Source organism: Bacillus sp. NMCC4, assembly GCF_002998555.1.
Taxonomy (GTDB): Bacteria; Bacillota; Bacilli; order Bacillales; family Bacillaceae; genus Bacillus.
In genome coordinates, this window is sequence record NZ_PVRA01000016.1 from 23,787 (window position 1) to 42,351 (window position 18,565).

An 18,565-nucleotide genomic window follows, 5' to 3' on the forward strand; every position below is an offset into this window, starting at 1 on the left:
TAGAAGTATGTGTGATGATTCGTGGTGCTATGATGTGGTTTGTTTTAAGATGTCCGTGATATCTTCTGGGGTCGTCCGGCAGCAGCCGCCGATGATATGCGCGCCGTCTTTGTACCATTGATGCGCACATTCACCAAATGTATGCTGAGATGTATCCCCGCTCCATACCTTTTCTTCAGGATCATATAATTCTCCTGAGTTTGGATACACGACAATCGGCTTGCTCGTCCCCTTTTTCATCTCTTGAATGAGAGAAGAGATAAATTGCGGGGGCGTACAGTTTACACCAACAGCAGCGATCTGTTCATAAGGTTCCAATGCTTGTACACATTCTCTGAGCAAATCACCTTCACTAATGTGAAGATCGTCCTTTGCGCTGAATGTGATCCAAGCAGATACACTCCTGAATTCATTTTGCAGCAGCTTTGCGATAGCCGTTGCTTCAATCAGACAAGGGATCGTTTCACATGCAAGAATGTCTGCACCAGCTTCTACTAATGCCTGAATTCTTGGTCTGTGAAAATCAATGAGTGCCTGCTCCGTGAGTCCGTAATTTCCCTTATATTCTGAACCATCAGACAAATAAGCACCGAATGGCCCCACAGATCCTGCGACAAATGGTTTTGTCCGCCCTTTACGATGCGCTTCATCCTGCCAAAAAAGATCGCGTGCCTCTTTTGCTAAAGTGACAGATCGTTTCATTAGTTCAATGGCTTCTTCTTTTGTATAGCCTTTTTCAGCGAAGCCATCAATCGTTGTTTGGTAGCTCGCTGTTGTGGCACAGTCAGCTCCGGCTTGGAAGTAATCCAAGTGTACTTGCTGAATCAATTCTGGCTGTTCAATGAGTATTTTGGCTGACCATAAACGATCGTTTAAATCGCAGCCCTTTCGTTCAAGCTCCGTTGCAAGTGCACCGTCTAAAACCAAAGGTGCGTGAGGCTGTAAACGGCTTTGAATAGGATTCATCGGAATCGAACACCCTCCTTTTTAGTTGGAAATGATGGATATGATATGAGGCAGTAGTTTAAATGACTAAAGTGTTTTTGTCAAGGAGAGGAAAAAGCATGATATCGCGGAAAAACCTTGAAAACATGCGGGTTTCGGTGCATAAACATGCAGTCAAAATAATAGAAAACCAAGTCATTGACAGCCTCTAAAAAGAGATATATATTATGGAAAGGCTCATTTCAGAAAGCTTCATCAAAAGGCGCTGTCTTTTGATTTTTATTTTGTCCAACGACTGTCTTCTTTCGTGCAGAAAGAGGGTTTTTTATATGCTTAGAAAAGGAGGAAAGAAGAAATTGAAAAAATGTGTAAAAGATTTGGCTATGATTCTGATTGGTTCTTTTTTATTTGCTACAGCAGTGAACATGTTTGTCATTCCACTTGAATTTGGTGAAGGCGGTGTAACGGGGCTGTCCATCATTTTCTATTATTTGTTTGAAATTGCACCATGGCTGACGAACCTGGTGTTTAATGCCATCCTGCTGCTTGTGGGGTATAAATATTTGGACAAGAAGACGACGATTTATACTGTGGTTGCCGTCGCAAGTAACTCCCTATTTTTACACCTGACCACAACATGGGTCGTGAATGTACATGAATTGATCATTGGAGCGATTTTCGCAGGAATTATCATCGGTATTGGAATTGGTCTTGTGCTAAGAGCAGGCGGTACAACGGCGGGTTCTGCCATACTCGGAAGAATTGCCAACAAGTATTTAGACTGGAACGTGAGCTATGCCATCTTGTTCTTTGATCTGATCGTCGTATTTGCTTCCTACTTTATTATTGGTGCGGAAAAATTAATGTTCACCATTGTGATGCTGTACGTGGCAACAAAGGTGATGGACTTTGTGATAGAAGGGCTTAACACGAAAAAGGCAGTAACGATTATTTCTTCATGCAAAGATGATATTGCTGAAGAAATCAATCACACTTTGGATCGAGGCGTGACGATTTTAAACGGACGCGGTCATTATTCAAAGGAATCGAAGGAGATTCTCTACGCAGTCATTCAAAAGCAAGAGCTCATGCGCCTAAAGAAAATTATCAAGAAAATTGATCGAGACGCTTTCGTTGTTGTCCATGACGTGCGTGATGTGTTCGGAGAAGGATTTGTGAATATATAAACCTGAAAAGACCTTAACCGGGTCTTTTTTTATGCTCTATACCTCTTGTCACATTATACTATGTATTGTATAGTATAAATGGTTAGGAGTTGTAATCATGAATGCACAATTAAAAAAAGGTTTGCTGGAATTCTGTGTACTGGCGGTATTAAAGAAAGGCGATTCCTATGGTTATCAAATTATTAAAGATATGTCCCATTGTATTGAGATTTCAGAATCGACATTATATCCGATATTAAAGCGGTTAGAGCAAAACAACTATGTGGAGACCTATTCCCAGGAACATAACAGTCGATTAAGAAAGTACTACCGAATGACAAATAGCGGCCGTGAGCATATGGCGCAGTTTTTAGCGGAATGGGATCAAGTGATGGCGATTTACGACTTTATTTCTGGAGGACAGGGCAATGAATAAAAAAGAATTTTTAGCCAGCTTAGAGAAGCACCTGCATCGTCTAGGCGAAAAAGAAAGTGATCGGTTCATCGAATATTACGATGAAATGATCGAGGATTATCAGGAAGATGGCTACAGCGAACAGGAAGCTGTTCATCAAGTGGGTCAGCCTTCAATCATCGCTGAGGGGATTATGAAGGAACAAGGAATCAAAACTGCTCAGGTGCCGACGTTCGGAGAAAAAGCTACAAGGCTTTCCATTCTCATTTTGGGCTTTCCGTTATGGGGAAGTATTTTAGCAACGGTCATTCTGCTGATTCTTTCTGTCTATATGGTGGTTTGGTGCGTTCCGCTCGTCACAGGTGCATTGACGCTCACTGGTCTGCTCGGAGGTTTTTGGAGCATCATTGGTTCTCCATTTATTTTTCAGGACGGTTTGCATGTGGTGGTGACGCAGGTTGGAGTGGGTATTCTTCTATTAGGTGTCGGATTATTATGCGGAATTGCCACGGTGTATTTGACAAAGTTATTTGTGCAAATGACTGTTCAAACCACTAAGGCATTCATGGGAATGTTTAGAAAGAAGGTCGTGAGAATATGAACGTGAATGAATTCAAAAAGCAATGCTTTAAATGGGGCATGATCTTCACAGTTGTAGGAGGCATTGTAACGGCGATTGGGTTTGGGCTATCAGGTTTTGATCCAGACGCATATCACACAAAAAAAGAGAACAACGTGTTCCGCACCATCAATTGGTAGCAACGCGCTATAATGAACTAAAAAAACCCGCTTATGCGGGTCTTTTTGTTGCTCGGGCCACAAAGAAGAAATAACAGCAAAGTGCACCTAGGTCACAAAGCATAATGATCAGGCCCATTGGAAAGGCTGTTTGGCTTCCCGCTAGTCCGACAAGAGGTGTCATGCATGCGCCTAGCAGCATTTGTGCCACCCCGATGAGGGCAGCTGCACTTCCTGCATGCGCTCCGTGATGCTGCATCGCAAGAGACGGCGCGGACGTACCGACAATTCCGACGCTTGAGACAACAAAAAACAATGGAATGAGAATGCCATACAACCCTGCATCAATGGAGATCATCAAAAATAAGGAGACGCCGCCTAAGGCAGCTGTCAGCAATCCAATGCGAAGAACTTTCTCTTCGCCGATTTTTACAGCGACACGGGCAAATACTTGTCCAGCCGTGATGATGCCAAGACTATTCACCGCAAAGGCAGCACTAAATCCTTGTGGAGAAAGGTGGAAAAGATCCTGGAGTACAAACGGTGAGCCAGAAATATAGGCAAACATCGCTGCGAATACAAGACCCTGCGAGAGGGCATACCCAACAAAGAGACGATCACTCGCTAAAATTTTCATGGCACCAACAATCTGTTGAAAGCCCCCAGTCTGTCTGCGCTCCACAGGTAAACTTTCTTGTAGTGAAAAAATGGATCTCAGCAGCATCAAGGCCCCGAGAATTCCTAGTAGAACAAATACACCCTGCCATGTTGTAAAGCGTAAAATCTGTCCGCCCACAATAGGTGCCGCTGCCGGAGCAACCCCGTTGACCAACATCAGCAGTGCAAAGAATTTCGTCATTTCTGATCCTTCATAATGATCTCGCACAATGGCTCGTGCAATGACAATGCCAGCTGAACCAGCGAGCCCTTGAATCAATCTTAAGAGGATGAACATCCAAATCGATGTGACCACCGTACATAAAAGTGATGAGGCTATAAAAATGATTAAGCCGATCATCAGCGGTTTTCTTCTGCCGATCGTATCACTAATAGGACCTGCAATCAGCTGTCCAAGCGCCAGTCCAATAAGACAAGCCATAAGACTTAATTGGGACAAAGCCGTGCTTGCTTCAAAATCACGCGCAATATTAGGCAAAGCAGGTAAATACATATCCATTGCAAGCGGTGCAAGGGCTGTTAAAGACCCAAGCAATGCAGCAAGGAGAAATCGATTTTTTTTCGATTCTTGGGGATAAGATAAAGAACTCATATGATCACTACACTCCTCGTATACTTCCTCAAAACAGCATAATGAATCAAGCGTTCCTTTTCAATGGAAATGTTCAAAGATGATTCCGTGCAAAATGATTGATCTTTCGAATGAGACTCTTTACATTGAATGAGTAGAGAAAAGAACAAGGTCATCGACATGCAGTATTTGCATGATACGTATATCTAGCAATAAACAACAGGAGGTGCTGACATGAAGCAGCAAGAGCTGATCATTCGTCAAGCAGTCAAAGAAGATCATGAAGCGGTCAGGCATGTACTAATCAAATCCTATTCACAGTATGAGCCTCAATTTACAGAGGAAGGCTGGCAAAATTATTCTGCTGCGCTTGCAGCAGCTGTAGATAATCCGAACATGGAGCTGATGCTTGTGGCGGAGCTTGAAGGCAAGGTCGTGGGGACGCTTCAAATGTTCCGGTCATCAGAGCAAGCGTATGACAAACCCGAAATGGGCATTACATCAGCCATCGTCCGGTTTTTAGGAGTAGATCCCGATGTTAGGGGAAAAGGAATTGCAGAGTCATTATTACGTAAAAGTATTGAACTTACGCAATCATGGGGCGAAAATGTCCTGTATCTTCATACATCTGATAAAATGCAGGCTGCCATTCGTCTATATGAAAGAATGGGCTTTGAGCGTGCACTAGATAAAGAATTTGTGAATCAAAATGGGACGCATGTCAAGAGCTATCAATATGTTATCCAAAAAGAACAGCCGGCTGGTTCATCACTTCACTCGTAATAAAAGGAAGAGCAAGTCCTTCAGGGACAGCTCTTCCTTTTTTCAATTTACGCCCACAGTACAAGCGCCCGATATGATACCCCCCCCCCACGAAATTAAACCGAACATGACAAAGAATTTTAACACGCGTTCGTAAAGGGACAGCTTTCGTTCTCTCTTCGTTTTCACCAGCCGCCAATAAAAGGCATAGCTCCATAAAAAGAGGATGATTTGTCCAAGCTCTGTAAGGTTTTCAAGAATCGTGATTCCGTTCATTTATTTCATCTCATCATAGGTCTTCCATAAGTAAATGCAGCAACCCTTTATTTCTTCAAAAAAAATCGGTGTATACTGGAAAGAGAGAAACTAGATGCAGAGGGAGTTGTGACATGTTGTTTTCGCTACATGCGGATCGTTGGGATGAAGTAATCGAGAGAAAAATCAAATACGATCAGAAGGTCGTGGAATATACTTGTCAGCTGTTAGACGCACAGGAGCAGCAGGCTGTGCTGTTTCACAAGATCGAAGACAGGTTTACGATGAGGGCAGGTGATGGTGCTCTGACCATTCCAAAAGGGAGCTATACGACCGCCTATTATTGGAAGGATCGACCTTACAATATTTACTTCTGGAGGGATGATCAAGGGAAGGAACTTGGGTCTTATTTTAATATTGTGGGGAATACATGGTTCAACGGCCAGCTGGTCATATTTGAAGACCTCATTATTGATCTTCTCGTTCTGCCGAATGGTCATTTCTTTGTGTTGGATGAAGATGAATTGCCGGAGAGTTTAGCGGCTTTTGAACAAGGTTCAGTGCGCCGGGCATTAGAGGGTGTGATGGCTTCGTTAGAAAGCATACTCGATCAAGTGAGGGCAGATGCCGAAGGAAAATATCATCACAGCTTGTTTGAGCCGATGTTGAAATAGAAAAAACGATTCCTTTCAGGCGAGGAATCGTTTTTTTCTGTCAAACCTTGATACGGTTTAATCGTTTCTGTAAGTTGGTTTTCGTTTTGGAAGCTTTTAGCTGTTTGACAGCGGTTTGAGCCGCTGCTTTTGTTTTCTTTGTCCGTTTGGCTTCCGCTTTTTTCACCTTTTGTTTGGCGTCTGTCACTTTCTTTTGATAGGCGACCTGTTTTTTGACTTTGTCGAGCCGGTTTTGCAGGCTTGTTTTTTCTTTGCCTTTGTTTAGCTTTTTGATAGCCGTTTGGGCGCTTTTAATGGCGCCTTGTGTTTTGTTTTTTTCGGCTGTTTGAACCTTTGAACGTGCGGAACGGATATCAATGGTTCCTTGTACCTTTTTCACCCGTTCGGTGAGTGCTGTTTTTTGTTTACTTGCAGTGAGTCGGCCAATTCTCGTTTTGGCTTGATTGACATCTGCCTGCTTTTTAGATGTTTCGGCTTTTTTGACAGCGCTGGTCGCAGCCTTTAAAAAGGTGGATTGCGGTACATATTGCACGCGGCCATAGCCGAATTGTGGATCCTTTCCTTTTGCGCCAAGATCCACTGTATAGCTGCGCAATAAGGTGCGAAGCTGTGCATTTGTTTTCTTCGGATGAAGCTGCTTCAACAGCGCCAGCATCCCTGTGACATGCGGTGCAGCTTGTGATGTACCCGTTGCATACCAATATTCATTTTTTAAATAAGTGCTGATGACGTTCTCGCCAGGGGCAGAAAATTCGATGCCTTTCCCTGTATTTGAGATAGACGCGAGTTTGTCTTTGTCAGTGGTTGCGGAAACAGCAATGACGCTATTGTAAGCGGCAGGGTAGCTGATATGATTCTTCTTCCCATCATTTCCGCTTGCAGCGACCACAAGCAGTCCTTTTTTGTATGCTTCATCCACTGCTGAACGCAAGATGGGGATATTGTCTTCAAAACCTAGACTTAAATTCATAATATCCATCTTATTGCTAATGGCCCAATCGATGCCTCGAAGCAGACTGTACAGGTCGCCTTCTCCCTTTTTATCTAACACTTTCACAGCATACAGCTTCGCGCCAGAAGCGACGCCGACTGTGCCGTAATCGTTATTGATCGCACCAATCGTGCCCGCGACATGTGTGCCGTGTCCTTCATCATCTTTATAGGAAGATGTGTAGTTCACAAATGATTTACCGCCCGATACCTTTAAATCCTCATGTGGAAAAATACCAGTATCTAAAACGGCTACTTTCACATTTTTACCTGTGACGCCTTCTTTGATCGCTTTCTTTACATTCAGCTTTTGCAGGTTGTAAGATTTTTGAACCAATGCATCCTGATTCGTAGCGGCAGCAGTTTTTTTCATGGTAGAAGAAGCGAGTTTGACCTTTACGTTTTTTGACACATATGCAATGTTTGGGTCTTTTTTGAGTGAAGTGACGGCTTGTTCATCTGCTGTCACAGCGACAGCGGGAAGATGTATGTACTGTGCGTTCACTTTTTCACTTTCTTCAATAGCCGTTTGCTTTCCTTTTTGGTTTTTATAGACGATAATGACATCTGTTTCTTTTGGCGGTGCAGCTGCCTGCGAATGGTAAGGCAAGGCAGTTGTCAACGCAAGAAGAAACGCGATGACTACGACGATTTTCTTTTTCAAGGCGATAGCCCCTTGCATACGATGACCTCCGTCTTTTTTTCTCTATTATATCGGAGAAATGAGAAGGATGGTTAGAAGAATCATATTGTTTGTCAGAAAGTTTTTTTACAAGTAACCTGAAATTGAAATTCATACAAATCTAGTAGACAATAGAGAGATCATAATAAGAGAAAGTAGGACATGCTGATGAACGTAAAAGAGTATATGACGTATGATGCGACTGGCTTGGCAGCACTTGTACGGAATAAGCAGGTAACGCCAGACGAGCTTGTACAGGCTGCATTTGCTAGATTGAATGAGGTCAATCCTGAACTAAATGCGGTGATTCAGACAAGACAAGATCAAGTATTAAAAGAAATCAAGACATTACATACGAATCAGCCGTTTGCGGGCGTTCCATTTGTACTGAAAAATATATCGCAAGGGATGGAAAATGAACCGCTGACAGCAGGTGCTGCATTGTTAAAGGATGTAAAGGCAAAAACGGACTCCCACTTTGTCCATCGATTGAAGCAGGCTGGATTTCTCATGATGGGGCATACAAACACACCAGAATTCGGTTTAAGGAATGTAACAGAACCTTCTTTACATGGTCCAACGAGGAACCCTTGGCATCCTGACTATTCCCCTGGCGGTTCAAGCGGCGGGACGGCAGCAGCTGTTGCAAGCGGCATCGTACCGGCTGGTGGAGCAAGTGATGGCGGTGGGTCCATTCGGATTCCAGCATCCTTTACAGGTTTGTTCGGTCTCAAGCCAACGAGAGGAAGAACGCCAGTAGGACCAGGCGCAGGAAGGCAGTGGCAAGGGGCTTCCATTGATTTTACACTCACAAAAACAGTGCGGGACAGTGCAGCCCTTCTTGATCTGCTTCAAGTCATTCAGCCTGAAGCGGCTTTCCAAACGCCGTTATACGACGGCAGCTATCAAGAAGATCTAGTGAAACGTACATCTTCTATGCGAATTGCTTACAGTATAGAATCTCCAGTAGGTACGAAGGTTAGTGAGGAAGCGAAGCAGGCGGTTCAGCAAACAGTGAAATGGCTGAGTGACCAAGGGCACCAAGTAGAAGAAGCGAAGCCGGCAATTGACGGGATCCATCTGATGCAGCAATACTACGTCATGAACAGCGGAGAAATGTCTGCATTATTCACGTCCTTGGCTCGTTCATTAGGACGTCCAGTCAATCCGGAGGAAACGGACATCGTCGCATGGGTGCTGGCGGAGGCTGGCAAGAATGTGACCGCTGCTGCTTATACAGAAAGTCTTGATGCGTGGGATATGGCGGCTGCACAAATGGCATCATTTCATCAAACGTACGATCTTTTTGTGACACCAGCTACTGCCTATTCAGCTCCAAGGATTGGTGAGCTGATGCATTCGAAAGAGGAAATCACTGAACTTTTACGTGTGTCATCCCTCTCAATGCAAGCGCAGCAGGATCTCATTTATGACATGTTCTTAAAGAGTCTGACCTACACACCATTTACACAGCTTGCCAACTTAACGGGTCAGCCTTCTATGAGTGTTCCTGTTCATCTCACTGAAGCGGGCATGCCTTTAGGGGTACAGGTGACAGCACCAAAGGGAAAAGAGGACTGGCTGCTTCGGCTTGCAGCAGAAATGGAGACATCCTCGATTTGGAAAGGAACAAATCAAATCATACGTTGAAACGACATTTGTCTATGGAGGGAAAGGAGTGTCACACGTGAGTACGAAGGACAGAATCATTCAAACGGCTGCACTTCTTTTACGAAAACAGGGGTATCATGCGACAGGATTGAATCAAATCATTAGAGAGAGCGGCACGCCTAAAGGATCTCTTTATTATTACTTTCCAAACGGAAAAGAAGAGCTAGCCATAGCAGCCGTTGAATATATTAGTCAAAAGGTCATCGATCGAATTGAAGAAAGTTTTGCCTATTCGGATGACCCTTATATCGCCATCGACCGTTTTATGACAAACATCATTCGGGGATTTATGGAGCAAGAAAGTGAAAGAGGGATTCCGATTGTCTTGCTGGCGGCAGAATCCAAGCCAGAACATACGCAGCTTCATGCTGCATGCAAACAAGAAATGATCCGCTGGCAAGAGCTTGTGAAAGAAAAGCTAATGAACAGCGGATATGAAGAAAACAAAGCGGATGAGCTGGCTTCTCTCCTTCATTCAATGGTGATTGGGGGTCTATCGATGACCACAGCACTCAAACAAACGACCCCGTTAGAACACGTAAAGTGTTACCTTAGACACTTATTTATGCGAGAAGAGTAAAATCTCTCGCATATTGTCTATCTATTATATCAATTGGTCTATATAATAAAGATAGTCAATTAGTCATGAGGAGTGATGGGATGTCGGAGCAACCGCAATCAATCAAGCAATCCGAAGATACCTATTTTTATACCGTGTCTGGTTCAGGGAAGCTGTATGGGCTTGAAAATCAGCTTGTTCATGTGCTGGCAGAAGCAAATCAAACGAATCAGCTGTTTGAGCTTGTCTTAATCACAGGTGGGAAAGGGGCTTATTTTCCACTTCATTGTCATGAGCACTTATTTGAAACCATTTTCGTGCTGGAAGGAAAGCTTGAAGTGATACTGGACGGTAAAAAATATATGGTCACAGCCTTCGATTATATTCATATCCCGCCTAAAACGATTCATGGCTACAGAATGCATAGTCACAAAACAAGGTTTATTTCATATACGTTGGGCGGACAAATGACAGATGTCTATCAGCAAATTGGGAAGAGGCTTCAGCAGAACGAATGGCTGATGACTGATCATGCTTTCGATGCAGCCAGCTTTGAACAAGCTGAAAAAGAAAGCGATCTCATATTGATGCATGGTATCCGGCAGCTATCAAATACAACCAAGCCCTCCGTTTTATTTCATAGTCAGCTCCCTCAGGCGGTGCAGCCCTATGTATTAGAGGCTGGTGAAGGGAAGCAATATATCGTGGATGGTCAGCTTCATGAGCTGATCGCAACAACAGAAACAACTGGAGGCGGGTTCAGCCATTTTGTGATTGAAGGCGCGAAGGGAAAGTATTTTCCTCCACATTATCATCAAGTACATACAGAAGCACTCTATTGCGTTGAAGGAAAAATGAACCTTCAATTGAACGGAGAGGATATTTGCCTGATGCCGGGTGATTTTGCCTATATACCGCCGGATACGATTCATTCTTATGAATTCGTTTCCCATTCTAATAAATTTTTGCTTTTACTGCTCCCTGGAAAGATTGAGCAGTTGTATGAGCAGTTTGAAGAATCACAAAGCCCGAGTATATGTCCTTATTTTATTCAAGAAGGGAACTTGATGATCGATCGAGAGACTTCATCTCAATATGATTTGGTTTTTGTCGAAAAAGGATAAATATGTAACGCGTTACACATGATTGAATAAGCGCCTGTCGAACCTATCGACGGGCCTTTCTTATTTTTTGGCTCCTCCTTATAAATCTCTCATTTGATGAATGAACCATTCATTCAAGGTGAAGCTATGTACAGATGATTTTCGCTAAAGGAGGAAATGCATGTGAGAGCTGTTACTTACCAAGGGAAAAATAGCATTGCAGTGAAGAAAGTAGATGCGCCATCTATTCAAGATCGGGAAGATGTGATCATACGAATTACATCAACAGCAATTTGTGGATCTGATTTACATTTGTATCAGGGGAACTTCCCGCTTCCAATCGGCTATGTGATTGTGCATGAGCCAATGGGGATTGTGGAGGAAGTTGGACCGGATGTCACGGTAGTAAAAAAGGGAGATCGTGTCGTTATTCCATTTACCGTTGCATGTGGTCAATGCCAATATTGTCATCATCATTTAGAAAGTCAATGCGACAACTCAAACCCGCACTACGATTCGGGTGGGCTTTTTGGATATAGTGAGAAATATGGGAATTATCCTGGAGGACAGGCAGAGTATTTACGCGTGCCTTTTGGAAATTACACCCCGTTTAAGATCCCAGATGATTGTGAGCTGGAGGATGAACAATTACTGTTCTTATCGGATGTTCTTCCAACTGCCTATTGGAGCGTGGAGCACGCAGGTGTGAAAAAAGGTGATACGGTCATTGTGTTAGGCTGTGGACCTGTTGGGTTAATGGCGCAGCAATTTGCATGGCAAAAAGGGGCAGAACGTGTGATTGCGGTCGATTACATTGATTACCGTCTGCGACATGCAAAACGGATGAGCGGCGTAGAAGTATTTGATTTTACAGAAGATCCCGACATGGGAGAAACGTTAAAGGAGCTCACCAAGGGTGGAGCCGATGTTGTGATCGATTGTGTGGGAATGGACGGGAAGAAGTCACCGCTTGAAAAAATTGAGCAGAAACTCAAGCTGCAAGGCGGAACGATTGGACCCATTCAAATTGCCACAAAAGCCGTCCGCAAATGTGGGACAGTGCAGATGACTGGTGTGTACGGCGGCCTATACAATATGTTCCCATTAGGTGCCTTTTTCGCAAGAAACGTCACCCTGAAAATGGGACAGGCTCCGGCGAGAGGCTACATGTCAAAGCTCTATCAAAAAGTGACAACTGGTGAAATTGATCCTAGAGCGATCATCACACATCAATTGCCATTAGATGATGCCGCTCATGCGTATCACATATTTAACGAAAAACAGGATGATTGTATAAAGGTCATCTTAAAGCCATAAAAAGAAGGCCCTCAGCATGTAGACAAACCCTCGCATTCGGTGTCAGTCCTGCGTGCCGGTGCTTACGAATGTAAATTCGCTCCGCTCCGGTACTCGTCCTTCCTAGGGCTGCAAAGGTTTTCTATCACGCTGAAAAGAAGACAAAGGGCATTTTAGCCCTTTGTCAAAAAATTTAAAGGCTTAGGAGTATTCCTAAGCCTTTAATGTGTGCTCGTCCATCATTTTTTCGATTAATTCAAAAAATGTTTTTTTATCTTCTTCTGAAAGATGGTTGAACAGCTGATTGACAAGCAGCTGGCGGTTGTCGATCATTTGTTTTGCGATTTGTTCACCTGATTCAGAGAGTGTAATCCATACAGTACGGCGGTCATTATTATTTCGAGAGCGGATAATCAGCCCTTCATCTTCTAAGTGATTGAGAGCGGTTGTTGTTGCAGAGGGAGATAATGAAACTTCCTGCAGAATATTTTTCACAGTACATGATTGATGGCGATAAATGATGCGTAAAATAAACCCTTTCACATTCGTGACGTTTTTCGGGATGTTCTCTTCATCTATTTGCTTCGTCGCCTTTAAATACTTTGTCAGCGCATGGTCTAATAAACTTGCCTCTAGCTCGAAATGTTGCATTCTCCATACCTCTTTTCCTATTGCGTTCGCATTTTCCGATCAATTACTAGGTCTATCTTATCATAATAGTTATCATCATTTAAACCAAAATGGAAGACGGCTATAAAATTACCTATATTATCAATTAATATAAAGAACAATTCCAAAATGAAATGATTTTACTTTCAGCTGGTTTTATTTTAGAATGTGAATGAGATAAAATCTGCCAACCCCATTCACTGGAAATTGGCTATTGTAAATTAAACGTTTGGAGATGAAGATATTGAATACTTTACAGGCATTACTTAACGACAGAATGGAACGCTCTTCACAAATTGAAGCGGTAACTGGCGGGGGTGTGTCTTATACATTTGAAGAATATGCAAAACGCATTGACCAGCTCGCTCATTACTTATATCAAAAGGGGATTCGAAAAGGAGACCGCGTTTGCTTTATTTGTCAAAACCATCATCACTTTTCAACGATTATGCTGGCAGCCATCAAAGCAGGTGCAGTCGCAGTTCCGCTTAGCTGGCAGCTTACTTCTTTTGAGCTGGAAGGTATTTTGAAAAAAGCAGAGCCAAAGGCTTTATTTTTTGACCGTGAATTCCGTGACATCATTGCGGCAGTGAATGTGTCTTTAGAAGATTGTCTGATGGTGGAATCCGGTGCCAATGCGAAAACAACCCAGCTGTTTGAAGACATTTTGGCTTCAAATGATGGAAGTCATCTTGCTGATGAGGTATCAGAAGAGGATTTAGCGATGATTTTATTCACTTCTGGAACAACGGGCAATCCAAAGGGCTGTATGGTCGGGCATGGACGAATTTATCAATTTTTAACAAGACATGGGAATCGAGGATTTGATCTGAAAGGAAAACGGTACTTGGCGAGTCATCCGCTGTATCATATGAGTTCAATTAATCATCTGATCGCAGCTGCGATTGAAGGGTATACGCTTGTCTTCTTACATGATGCAACACCGAAACGCATTTTAGAAACGATTGAGAAAGAAAGAATTACGTTCATGATGGCTTTCCCATCAGCTTACACGTACATGCTAGAAGAAATGAAACGCGGGTCGTACGATCTCTCATCTTTTGAAATTGCGATTTCTGGCGGTACGAAGGTGCCGGTACGCTTAATTAAAGATTACAAAGAAGCAGGCATTCAGATGATGCATGGCTATGGAAGTACGGAAGCATGGATTGTCAGTGCGTGGCATCCAGCGATGGGTGAGGATAAAATGGGCTCTGCCGGTAAAGTGGATGCGGATGTAGATGTGAAAATCGTACATCCTGAGACAGAGGAGACACTGCCAGCTGGAGAAATTGGCGAAGTCGTCATGAGAAGCCCATTTTATTTCCTAGGCTACTATCATCAGCCTGACGCTACTGAGAAGGTGCTGAAAGATGGCTGGTTCCATATGGGGGATGCAGGCTATCTAGATAAAGACGGTTTTCTTTTCATCACAGGCAGATACAAAGATGTGATTCTGTACGGCGGGGATAATATCTATCCTGACCAAGTAGAAGAGATTATTGAACAAATTCCAGGTGTGATTGAGTCAGCTGTCATCGGGGTACCGGACGAATTATATGGGGAAGTGCCAAGTGCGTATATCGTAAAAGACGAATCCTCCGATTTCTCCGAAGAAGATGTGGTGAACTATTGCCAGGAACGTTTGGCAGATTACAAAGTGCCCTCCATTCATTTCACACAGGAGCTGCCAAAAAACAAGCTTGGTAAAATCATGAAGAAAGATTTACGTGAATTGGTTGTGAATGCGTAGTACCTATTCTGCTATAATGAAATTTGAATGATTTTTTGTTTTTCTAACGTTTTGGAGGGAAAGGGTTTGCGACATATTCTTCGTAAGAAACACATTCACGATTTGTTAGAACAGAGCAGGCAGCAAAAGGTAAAGAGAACGCTGGGCGGGCTCGATCTCACGCTCCTTGGTATAGGGGCAGTGATCGGCACGGGGGTCATGGTGTTAACCGGAATTACAGCGGCTAAGGATGCAGGACCGGCTGTCATTTTCTCCTTTGCCATTGCAGCGATTGTGTGCAGTTTGGCAGCACTTTGCTATGCAGAAATGGCTTCAGCGCTGCCTGTATTCGGCAGTGCATACATTTATTCATATACAACGATGGGTGAGCTTGTCGGGCATCTAATGGGATGGACTTTATTGTCCGTTTATATGCTGACTGCTTCAGCTGTCGCCAGTGGCTGGTCGAGTTATTTCAACAGCTTGCTTGAGGGGTTTGGCATTTCGATTCCCCATCAATTTTTAGCGGGGCCAGAACAAGGCGGATATATGAATCTGCCAGCCATTATCATTGCCTTACTGATTGCGTGGATCTTATCTAGAGGAACGAAGGAAAGTAAAAAATTCAATAATATCATGGTGTTTGTGAAACTCGGTATTATTGTTCTTTTCATTGTAGTAGGCGGGTTTTATGTACAGCCATCCAATTGGCAGCCGTTCATGCCATTTGGTGCAGAAGGCGTCATTGCCGGTGCTGCTGCTGTATTTTTTGCCTTTTTAGGATTTGATGCGATTTCTGCTTCTGCGGAAGAGGTGAAAAATCCGCAGCGGAATCTGCCAATTGGCATTATTGGCTCATTACTCATTTGCACGATCATTTACATTGTCGTTTGTTTGATCATGACAGGTATGGTGCACTATACAAAACTGAATGTCACAGAGGCTATGTCCTATGTGCTGCAAAGTGTACATCAAAATAGCGTAGCCGGTATTATTTCTGTCGGTGCGGTCATTGGATTGATGGCTGTGATTTTCGCCAATAATTATGCAGCAACTCGAATTGCCTATGCGATGGGCCGAGACGGTCTTTTGCCTAAAGTGTTTTCGAAAACAAACAAAAGCGATACGCCTGTTGCAAGCATATGGATGATTGGCGGCATGACAGCTGTTATTTCAGGGTTTATTGATTTAAAGGACTTGTCGAATTTAGCGAATATCGGTGCTTTATTGACGTTTGCAATGGTGAGTTTATCTGTGCTCATTTTGAGAAAGACACATCAGCAGCTTGAGAGGGGATTCCGGGTTCCATTTGTGCCGGTCTTGCCGATTATCTCAATGGGCTGCTGCTTGTTCCTTATGCTCAACTTACCAGGCCGGACGTGGCTTTACTTTGGAGTTTGGCTGTTAATCGGTGTCGTCATGTACGCAGCGTATTCAAACAAACATAGTGAATTAGCGAAATCTTCATGAGAAAAAGGTGCAAATCCGTTGACGATTTGTGCCTTTTTTCATACGATTTGGGATAAGCTATAAAAGAGAAGATGGACGGAAACAAGAGGAGGATGAAGGGTATGATTAGCGTTAGTCCTTATATTGTGGTAGACGATGTGAAGGAATCTCTTCAATATTATCAAGGAATTTTTGGCGGAGATATTCATATTTTAAATGAACATCAAGACCGTGTGCTGCATGCGGAACTTCACCTTGGAGAATCATTGCTTCACTTTTCAGATACGTTTGGCCGCACACCAAAGCCCGAACATCTCAGATTGATTATGCAGTTTGACAATGAAGAAGAACTAAAGGCTGTATATGAAGCGCTAGAAGCTGATGGAGATGTACTGGTCGAATTACAGGATACGTTCTTTGGCGCACTTCACGGACAAGTACAGGACCGCAAAAATGGGTTGATCTGGGTGCTGAATTATATGAAATAGATGAAGACAAAGAGCTAAATAAAGATCATGCAATGATATAAAAATAAAAAATGATTGTGGACACAGCAACCTCAAAAAACAATTCCCTTATATTTACCTTAAATCTATTGAATATCCAGGTGATAAATCTATGTATGATCTCTTTTCAGCAAAATTATTGTTTGAATCCATACCGTCTCCCAAAGTTAGACCTGATAAGATATTTGAAGAAAGAATCGTATTAATCAAAGCAAAAGATCAAGATGAAGTTAAAAAAATTATAGAAAAAAGTTTTCCAGAAGAAACATTTGGAAATGGGGATTACGGACAAACAACAAAAAAATTAGTAGCAATCCTAGATATATTTGAACTTGTAGACAATTTAGAAGAAGAACCACTTCACTTAAGTGAAGTGTATTGTCGTTATCTTTCATTTGATGAAGAAATATCTCCAAAAGAAGCAATAGAAAAATATTCTCTAGATAAATAAAAATCGTAAAAAAAGCAGACTGATTAGAGTCTGCTTTTTTAGTTATTTAGTCATTTAGCACAAATACATATCTTCTCTGTTTCTTTCGCAATAAGGCACCAATTCGCTGTTCAAGGATCCTTGGTCAAAATTCTAAGACCTTCACTATTGTGAAGGTTTTTTTGGGAGTGTTTTTATTTTCTGAAAAATGGAAAATATGCTATGTTGGAAGAATAAAAGAACAAGGAGAAGGGTGGCGAAGGGATGGAGCAAATTGAATTTCAATCGATCCAAACAAATGGTGTAACACTTCACACAGCAATGGCTGGACCTGAGGATGGCCCGCTGCTTGTACTGCTGCACGGGTTTCCTGAGTTCTGGTACGGCTGGAAGAACCAAATCATGCCCCTGGCTGAGGCAGGCTATCGTGTCGTCGTTCCTGATCAAAGGGGCTACCATTTAAGTGATAAGCCGGAAGGAATCGAATCCTACGTATTAGATCAACTGAGAGATGATATCGTAGGGCTGATTAAGACGCTTAGTCCGAATCAAAAGGCGATTGTGGGAGGTCATGATTGGGGAGGAGCTGTTGCTTGGCATTTGGCATCCACACGTTCTCAATATGTAGAGAAATTAATCATTGTCAACATGCCGCATCCGCGGGTCATGATGAAGGTTCTTCCGTTTTATCCCCCGCAGTGGAAGAAAAGCTCCTATATCGCTTTCTTTCAGCTTCCGAATGTGCCAGAGGCAGCACTTCAGGAAAATCACTACCAACGGCTGGATGAAGCCATTGGGCTGTCTGCACGACCACACCTATTTACAAAAGAAGATGTATCAAGATATAAGCTGGCTTGGACGCAGCCAGGTGCCATGACCTCAATGCTGAATTGGTACCGCGCCATCAAAAAAGGCGGCTTTGAAAAGCCGATATCTAAACGCATTTTAGTTCCTGTTCGCATGATCTGGGGGATGGAGGACAAGTTTTTAAGCAGAAAGCTGGCGAAGGAATCGATGAAGATTTGCCCAAATGGTCAGCTGATTTTTGTCGATGATGCTTCTCATTGGATCAATCATGAAAAGCCAGAAGTGGTGAACAAACTCATACTCGAATTTTTGAACTAAAGAAAAAAGCTCTGATCAGAGGGGGACTGACCCCCGTTTTTGAGACAGGGATCAAAACACCTTTATACAGCCAATTGCCGATAGTTTATCGGTGATTGGTTGTTTAGTTTCGTTTGAATACGAATGTTGTTATAATAATAAATGTATTC

21 protein-coding genes are annotated in these 18,565 nt (G+C 43.0%); 15 read left to right on the forward strand and 6 right to left on the reverse strand.

From position 1 onward, the window contains the following. Positions 1 to 27: 27 nt before the first annotated feature. Positions 28 to 966: a homocysteine S-methyltransferase gene (mmuM, locus tag C6Y02_RS18905; RefSeq protein WP_095285920.1), complete on the reverse strand. Its 939-nt coding sequence runs from the start codon at positions 964 to 966 to the stop codon at positions 28 to 30. Positions 967 to 1,301: 335 nt separating this feature from the next. Here mmuM and C6Y02_RS18910 point away from each other — a divergent pair, with 335 nt between their 5' ends. From C6Y02_RS18910 to C6Y02_RS19400, 4 genes are all read left to right on the forward strand, one after another. Continuing rightward, the gene (locus tag C6Y02_RS18910) at positions 1,302 to 2,132 is read left to right on the forward strand and encodes a YitT family protein (protein ID WP_223256627.1); all 831 of its coding nucleotides are present in this window, start codon (positions 1,302 to 1,304) and stop codon (positions 2,130 to 2,132) included. A gap of 97 nt (positions 2,133 to 2,229) precedes the next feature. Then, positions 2,230 to 2,547, forward strand: coding sequence for a PadR family transcriptional regulator (locus tag C6Y02_RS18915; RefSeq protein ID WP_034664309.1), 318 nt, complete (start codon positions 2,230 to 2,232; stop codon positions 2,545 to 2,547). Continuing rightward, positions 2,540 to 3,127, forward strand: a complete 588-nt coding sequence (locus C6Y02_RS18920; RefSeq protein WP_034664308.1) for a DUF1700 domain-containing protein — start codon at positions 2,540 to 2,542, stop codon at positions 3,125 to 3,127. Before C6Y02_RS18915 ends, C6Y02_RS18920 begins: the two co-directional genes overlap by 8 nt. Further along, positions 3,124 to 3,285: a hypothetical protein gene (locus tag C6Y02_RS19400; RefSeq protein WP_164847186.1), complete on the forward strand. Its 162-nt coding sequence runs from the start codon at positions 3,124 to 3,126 to the stop codon at positions 3,283 to 3,285. Before C6Y02_RS18920 ends, C6Y02_RS19400 begins: the two co-directional genes overlap by 4 nt. Positions 3,286 to 3,316: 31 nt before the next feature. On the opposite strand, the gene C6Y02_RS18925 is transcribed toward C6Y02_RS19400, so the two are convergent. Beyond that, positions 3,317 to 4,534 carry a multidrug effflux MFS transporter gene (locus C6Y02_RS18925; RefSeq protein WP_034664307.1) on the reverse strand — a complete coding sequence of 406 codons (1,218 nt, stop codon included), beginning with the start codon at positions 4,532 to 4,534 and terminating at the stop codon, positions 3,317 to 3,319. Positions 4,535 to 4,747: 213 nt separating this feature from the next. On the opposite strand from C6Y02_RS18925, the gene C6Y02_RS18930 reads away from it, so the two are divergent. Beyond that, positions 4,748 to 5,296 (forward strand): GNAT family N-acetyltransferase, encoded by a 549-nt coding sequence (locus tag C6Y02_RS18930; RefSeq protein ID WP_034664306.1) that lies wholly within the window; start codon positions 4,748 to 4,750, stop codon positions 5,294 to 5,296. A gap of 42 nt (positions 5,297 to 5,338) precedes the next feature. Here C6Y02_RS18930 and C6Y02_RS18935 read toward each other — a convergent pair whose 3' ends face one another. Beyond that, positions 5,339 to 5,551, reverse strand: a complete 213-nt coding sequence (locus C6Y02_RS18935; protein ID WP_106031964.1) for a hypothetical protein — start codon at positions 5,549 to 5,551, stop codon at positions 5,339 to 5,341. A 113-nt stretch (positions 5,552 to 5,664) separates the two neighbouring features. Here C6Y02_RS18935 and C6Y02_RS18940 point away from each other — a divergent pair, with 113 nt between their 5' ends. Continuing rightward, complete coding sequence (locus C6Y02_RS18940) at positions 5,665 to 6,204, forward strand: ribonuclease FAU-1 family protein (protein ID WP_106031965.1); 540 nt, start codon at positions 5,665 to 5,667, stop codon at positions 6,202 to 6,204. Positions 6,205 to 6,244: 40 nt separating this feature from the next. Here the strand turns inward: C6Y02_RS18940 and C6Y02_RS18945 are convergent, their stop codons facing one another. Beyond that, positions 6,245 to 7,876, reverse strand: a complete 1,632-nt coding sequence (locus tag C6Y02_RS18945) for a S8 family peptidase (RefSeq protein ID WP_034664303.1) — start codon at positions 7,874 to 7,876, stop codon at positions 6,245 to 6,247. A gap of 168 nt (positions 7,877 to 8,044) precedes the next feature. Between C6Y02_RS18945 and C6Y02_RS18950 the strand changes: the two genes are divergently transcribed. From C6Y02_RS18950 to C6Y02_RS18965, 4 genes are all read left to right on the forward strand, one after another. Further along, positions 8,045 to 9,526, forward strand: coding sequence for an amidase (locus C6Y02_RS18950; RefSeq protein ID WP_034664479.1), 1,482 nt, complete (start codon positions 8,045 to 8,047; stop codon positions 9,524 to 9,526). Positions 9,527 to 9,563: 37 nt separating this feature from the next. Continuing rightward, the gene (locus C6Y02_RS18955) at positions 9,564 to 10,127 is read left to right on the forward strand and encodes a TetR/AcrR family transcriptional regulator (protein WP_034664477.1); all 564 of its coding nucleotides are present in this window, start codon (positions 9,564 to 9,566) and stop codon (positions 10,125 to 10,127) included. An 80-nt stretch (positions 10,128 to 10,207) separates the two neighbouring features. After that, positions 10,208 to 11,230, forward strand: a complete 1,023-nt coding sequence (locus C6Y02_RS18960) for a quercetin 2,3-dioxygenase (protein ID WP_034664300.1) — start codon at positions 10,208 to 10,210, stop codon at positions 11,228 to 11,230. A 162-nt stretch (positions 11,231 to 11,392) separates the two neighbouring features. Continuing rightward, the gene (locus C6Y02_RS18965) at positions 11,393 to 12,526 is read left to right on the forward strand and encodes a zinc-dependent alcohol dehydrogenase (RefSeq protein WP_106031966.1); all 1,134 of its coding nucleotides are present in this window, start codon (positions 11,393 to 11,395) and stop codon (positions 12,524 to 12,526) included. Positions 12,527 to 12,718: 192 nt separating this feature from the next. Here C6Y02_RS18965 and C6Y02_RS18970 read toward each other — a convergent pair whose 3' ends face one another. Further along, entirely contained in the window at positions 12,719 to 13,156 is a 438-nt protein-coding gene (locus tag C6Y02_RS18970) for a MarR family winged helix-turn-helix transcriptional regulator (RefSeq protein WP_060595459.1), read from the reverse strand. A 262-nt stretch (positions 13,157 to 13,418) separates the two neighbouring features. On the opposite strand from C6Y02_RS18970, the gene C6Y02_RS18975 reads away from it, so the two are divergent. The 5 genes from C6Y02_RS18975 to C6Y02_RS18995 all read left to right on the forward strand — a co-directional run bounded on the left by C6Y02_RS18975 (position 13,419) and on the right by C6Y02_RS18995 (position 18,416). Beyond that, positions 13,419 to 14,927 carry a class I adenylate-forming enzyme family protein gene (locus C6Y02_RS18975; protein WP_060595460.1) on the forward strand — a complete coding sequence of 503 codons (1,509 nt, stop codon included), beginning with the start codon at positions 13,419 to 13,421 and terminating at the stop codon, positions 14,925 to 14,927. Positions 14,928 to 14,993: 66 nt separating this feature from the next. Further along, a complete protein-coding gene (locus C6Y02_RS18980; protein ID WP_106031967.1) occupies positions 14,994 to 16,376 on the forward strand; it encodes an amino acid permease in 1,383 nt (460 codons plus the stop codon). A 101-nt stretch (positions 16,377 to 16,477) separates the two neighbouring features. Beyond that, positions 16,478 to 16,843: a VOC family protein gene (locus tag C6Y02_RS18985; RefSeq protein ID WP_058015219.1), complete on the forward strand. Its 366-nt coding sequence runs from the start codon at positions 16,478 to 16,480 to the stop codon at positions 16,841 to 16,843. Positions 16,844 to 16,973: 130 nt separating this feature from the next. Further along, positions 16,974 to 17,312 carry a DUF4288 domain-containing protein gene (locus C6Y02_RS18990; protein ID WP_034664284.1) on the forward strand — a complete coding sequence of 113 codons (339 nt, stop codon included), beginning with the start codon at positions 16,974 to 16,976 and terminating at the stop codon, positions 17,310 to 17,312. Between the two features lie 243 nt (positions 17,313 to 17,555). Further along, positions 17,556 to 18,416, forward strand: a complete 861-nt coding sequence (locus tag C6Y02_RS18995) for an alpha/beta fold hydrolase (protein WP_106031968.1) — start codon at positions 17,556 to 17,558, stop codon at positions 18,414 to 18,416. 62 nt (positions 18,417 to 18,478) lie between these two features. Here the strand turns inward: C6Y02_RS18995 and C6Y02_RS19200 are convergent. Further along, positions 18,479 to 18,565, reverse strand: an 87-nt coding sequence (locus tag C6Y02_RS19200; protein WP_133257282.1) for an IS3 family transposase, incomplete at its 5' end; no start/stop codon positions are given.

Excerpts from the sequence above, each read along its gene's own strand:
- mmuM (WP_095285920.1), bottom strand. The coding sequence starts at position 966 with ATGAATCCTATTCAAAGCCGTTTACAGCCTCACGCACCTTTGGTTTTA.
- C6Y02_RS18915 (WP_034664309.1), top strand. The coding sequence starts at position 2,230 with ATGAATGCACAATTAAAAAAAGGTTTGCTGGAATTCTGTGTACTGGCG.
- C6Y02_RS18920 (WP_034664308.1), top strand. The coding sequence starts at position 2,540 with ATGAATAAAAAAGAATTTTTAGCCAGCTTAGAGAAGCACCTGCATCGT.
- C6Y02_RS19400 (WP_164847186.1), top strand. The coding sequence starts at position 3,124 with ATGAACGTGAATGAATTCAAAAAGCAATGCTTTAAATGGGGCATGATC.
- C6Y02_RS18925 (WP_034664307.1), bottom strand. The coding sequence starts at position 4,534 with ATGAGTTCTTTATCTTATCCCCAAGAATCGAAAAAAAATCGATTTCTC.
- C6Y02_RS18930 (WP_034664306.1), top strand. The coding sequence starts at position 4,748 with ATGAAGCAGCAAGAGCTGATCATTCGTCAAGCAGTCAAAGAAGATCAT.
- C6Y02_RS18935 (WP_106031964.1), bottom strand. The coding sequence starts at position 5,551 with ATGAACGGAATCACGATTCTTGAAAACCTTACAGAGCTTGGACAAATC.
- C6Y02_RS18940 (WP_106031965.1), top strand. The coding sequence starts at position 5,665 with ATGTTGTTTTCGCTACATGCGGATCGTTGGGATGAAGTAATCGAGAGA.
- C6Y02_RS18945 (WP_034664303.1), bottom strand. The coding sequence starts at position 7,876 with ATGCAAGGGGCTATCGCCTTGAAAAAGAAAATCGTCGTAGTCATCGCG.
- C6Y02_RS18950 (WP_034664479.1), top strand. The coding sequence starts at position 8,045 with ATGAACGTAAAAGAGTATATGACGTATGATGCGACTGGCTTGGCAGCA.
- C6Y02_RS18960 (WP_034664300.1), top strand. The coding sequence starts at position 10,208 with ATGTCGGAGCAACCGCAATCAATCAAGCAATCCGAAGATACCTATTTT.
- C6Y02_RS18970 (WP_060595459.1), bottom strand. The coding sequence starts at position 13,156 with ATGCAACATTTCGAGCTAGAGGCAAGTTTATTAGACCATGCGCTGACA.
- C6Y02_RS18985 (WP_058015219.1), top strand. The coding sequence starts at position 16,478 with ATGATTAGCGTTAGTCCTTATATTGTGGTAGACGATGTGAAGGAATCT.
- C6Y02_RS18990 (WP_034664284.1), top strand. The coding sequence starts at position 16,974 with ATGTATGATCTCTTTTCAGCAAAATTATTGTTTGAATCCATACCGTCT.
- C6Y02_RS18995 (WP_106031968.1), top strand. The coding sequence starts at position 17,556 with ATGGAGCAAATTGAATTTCAATCGATCCAAACAAATGGTGTAACACTT.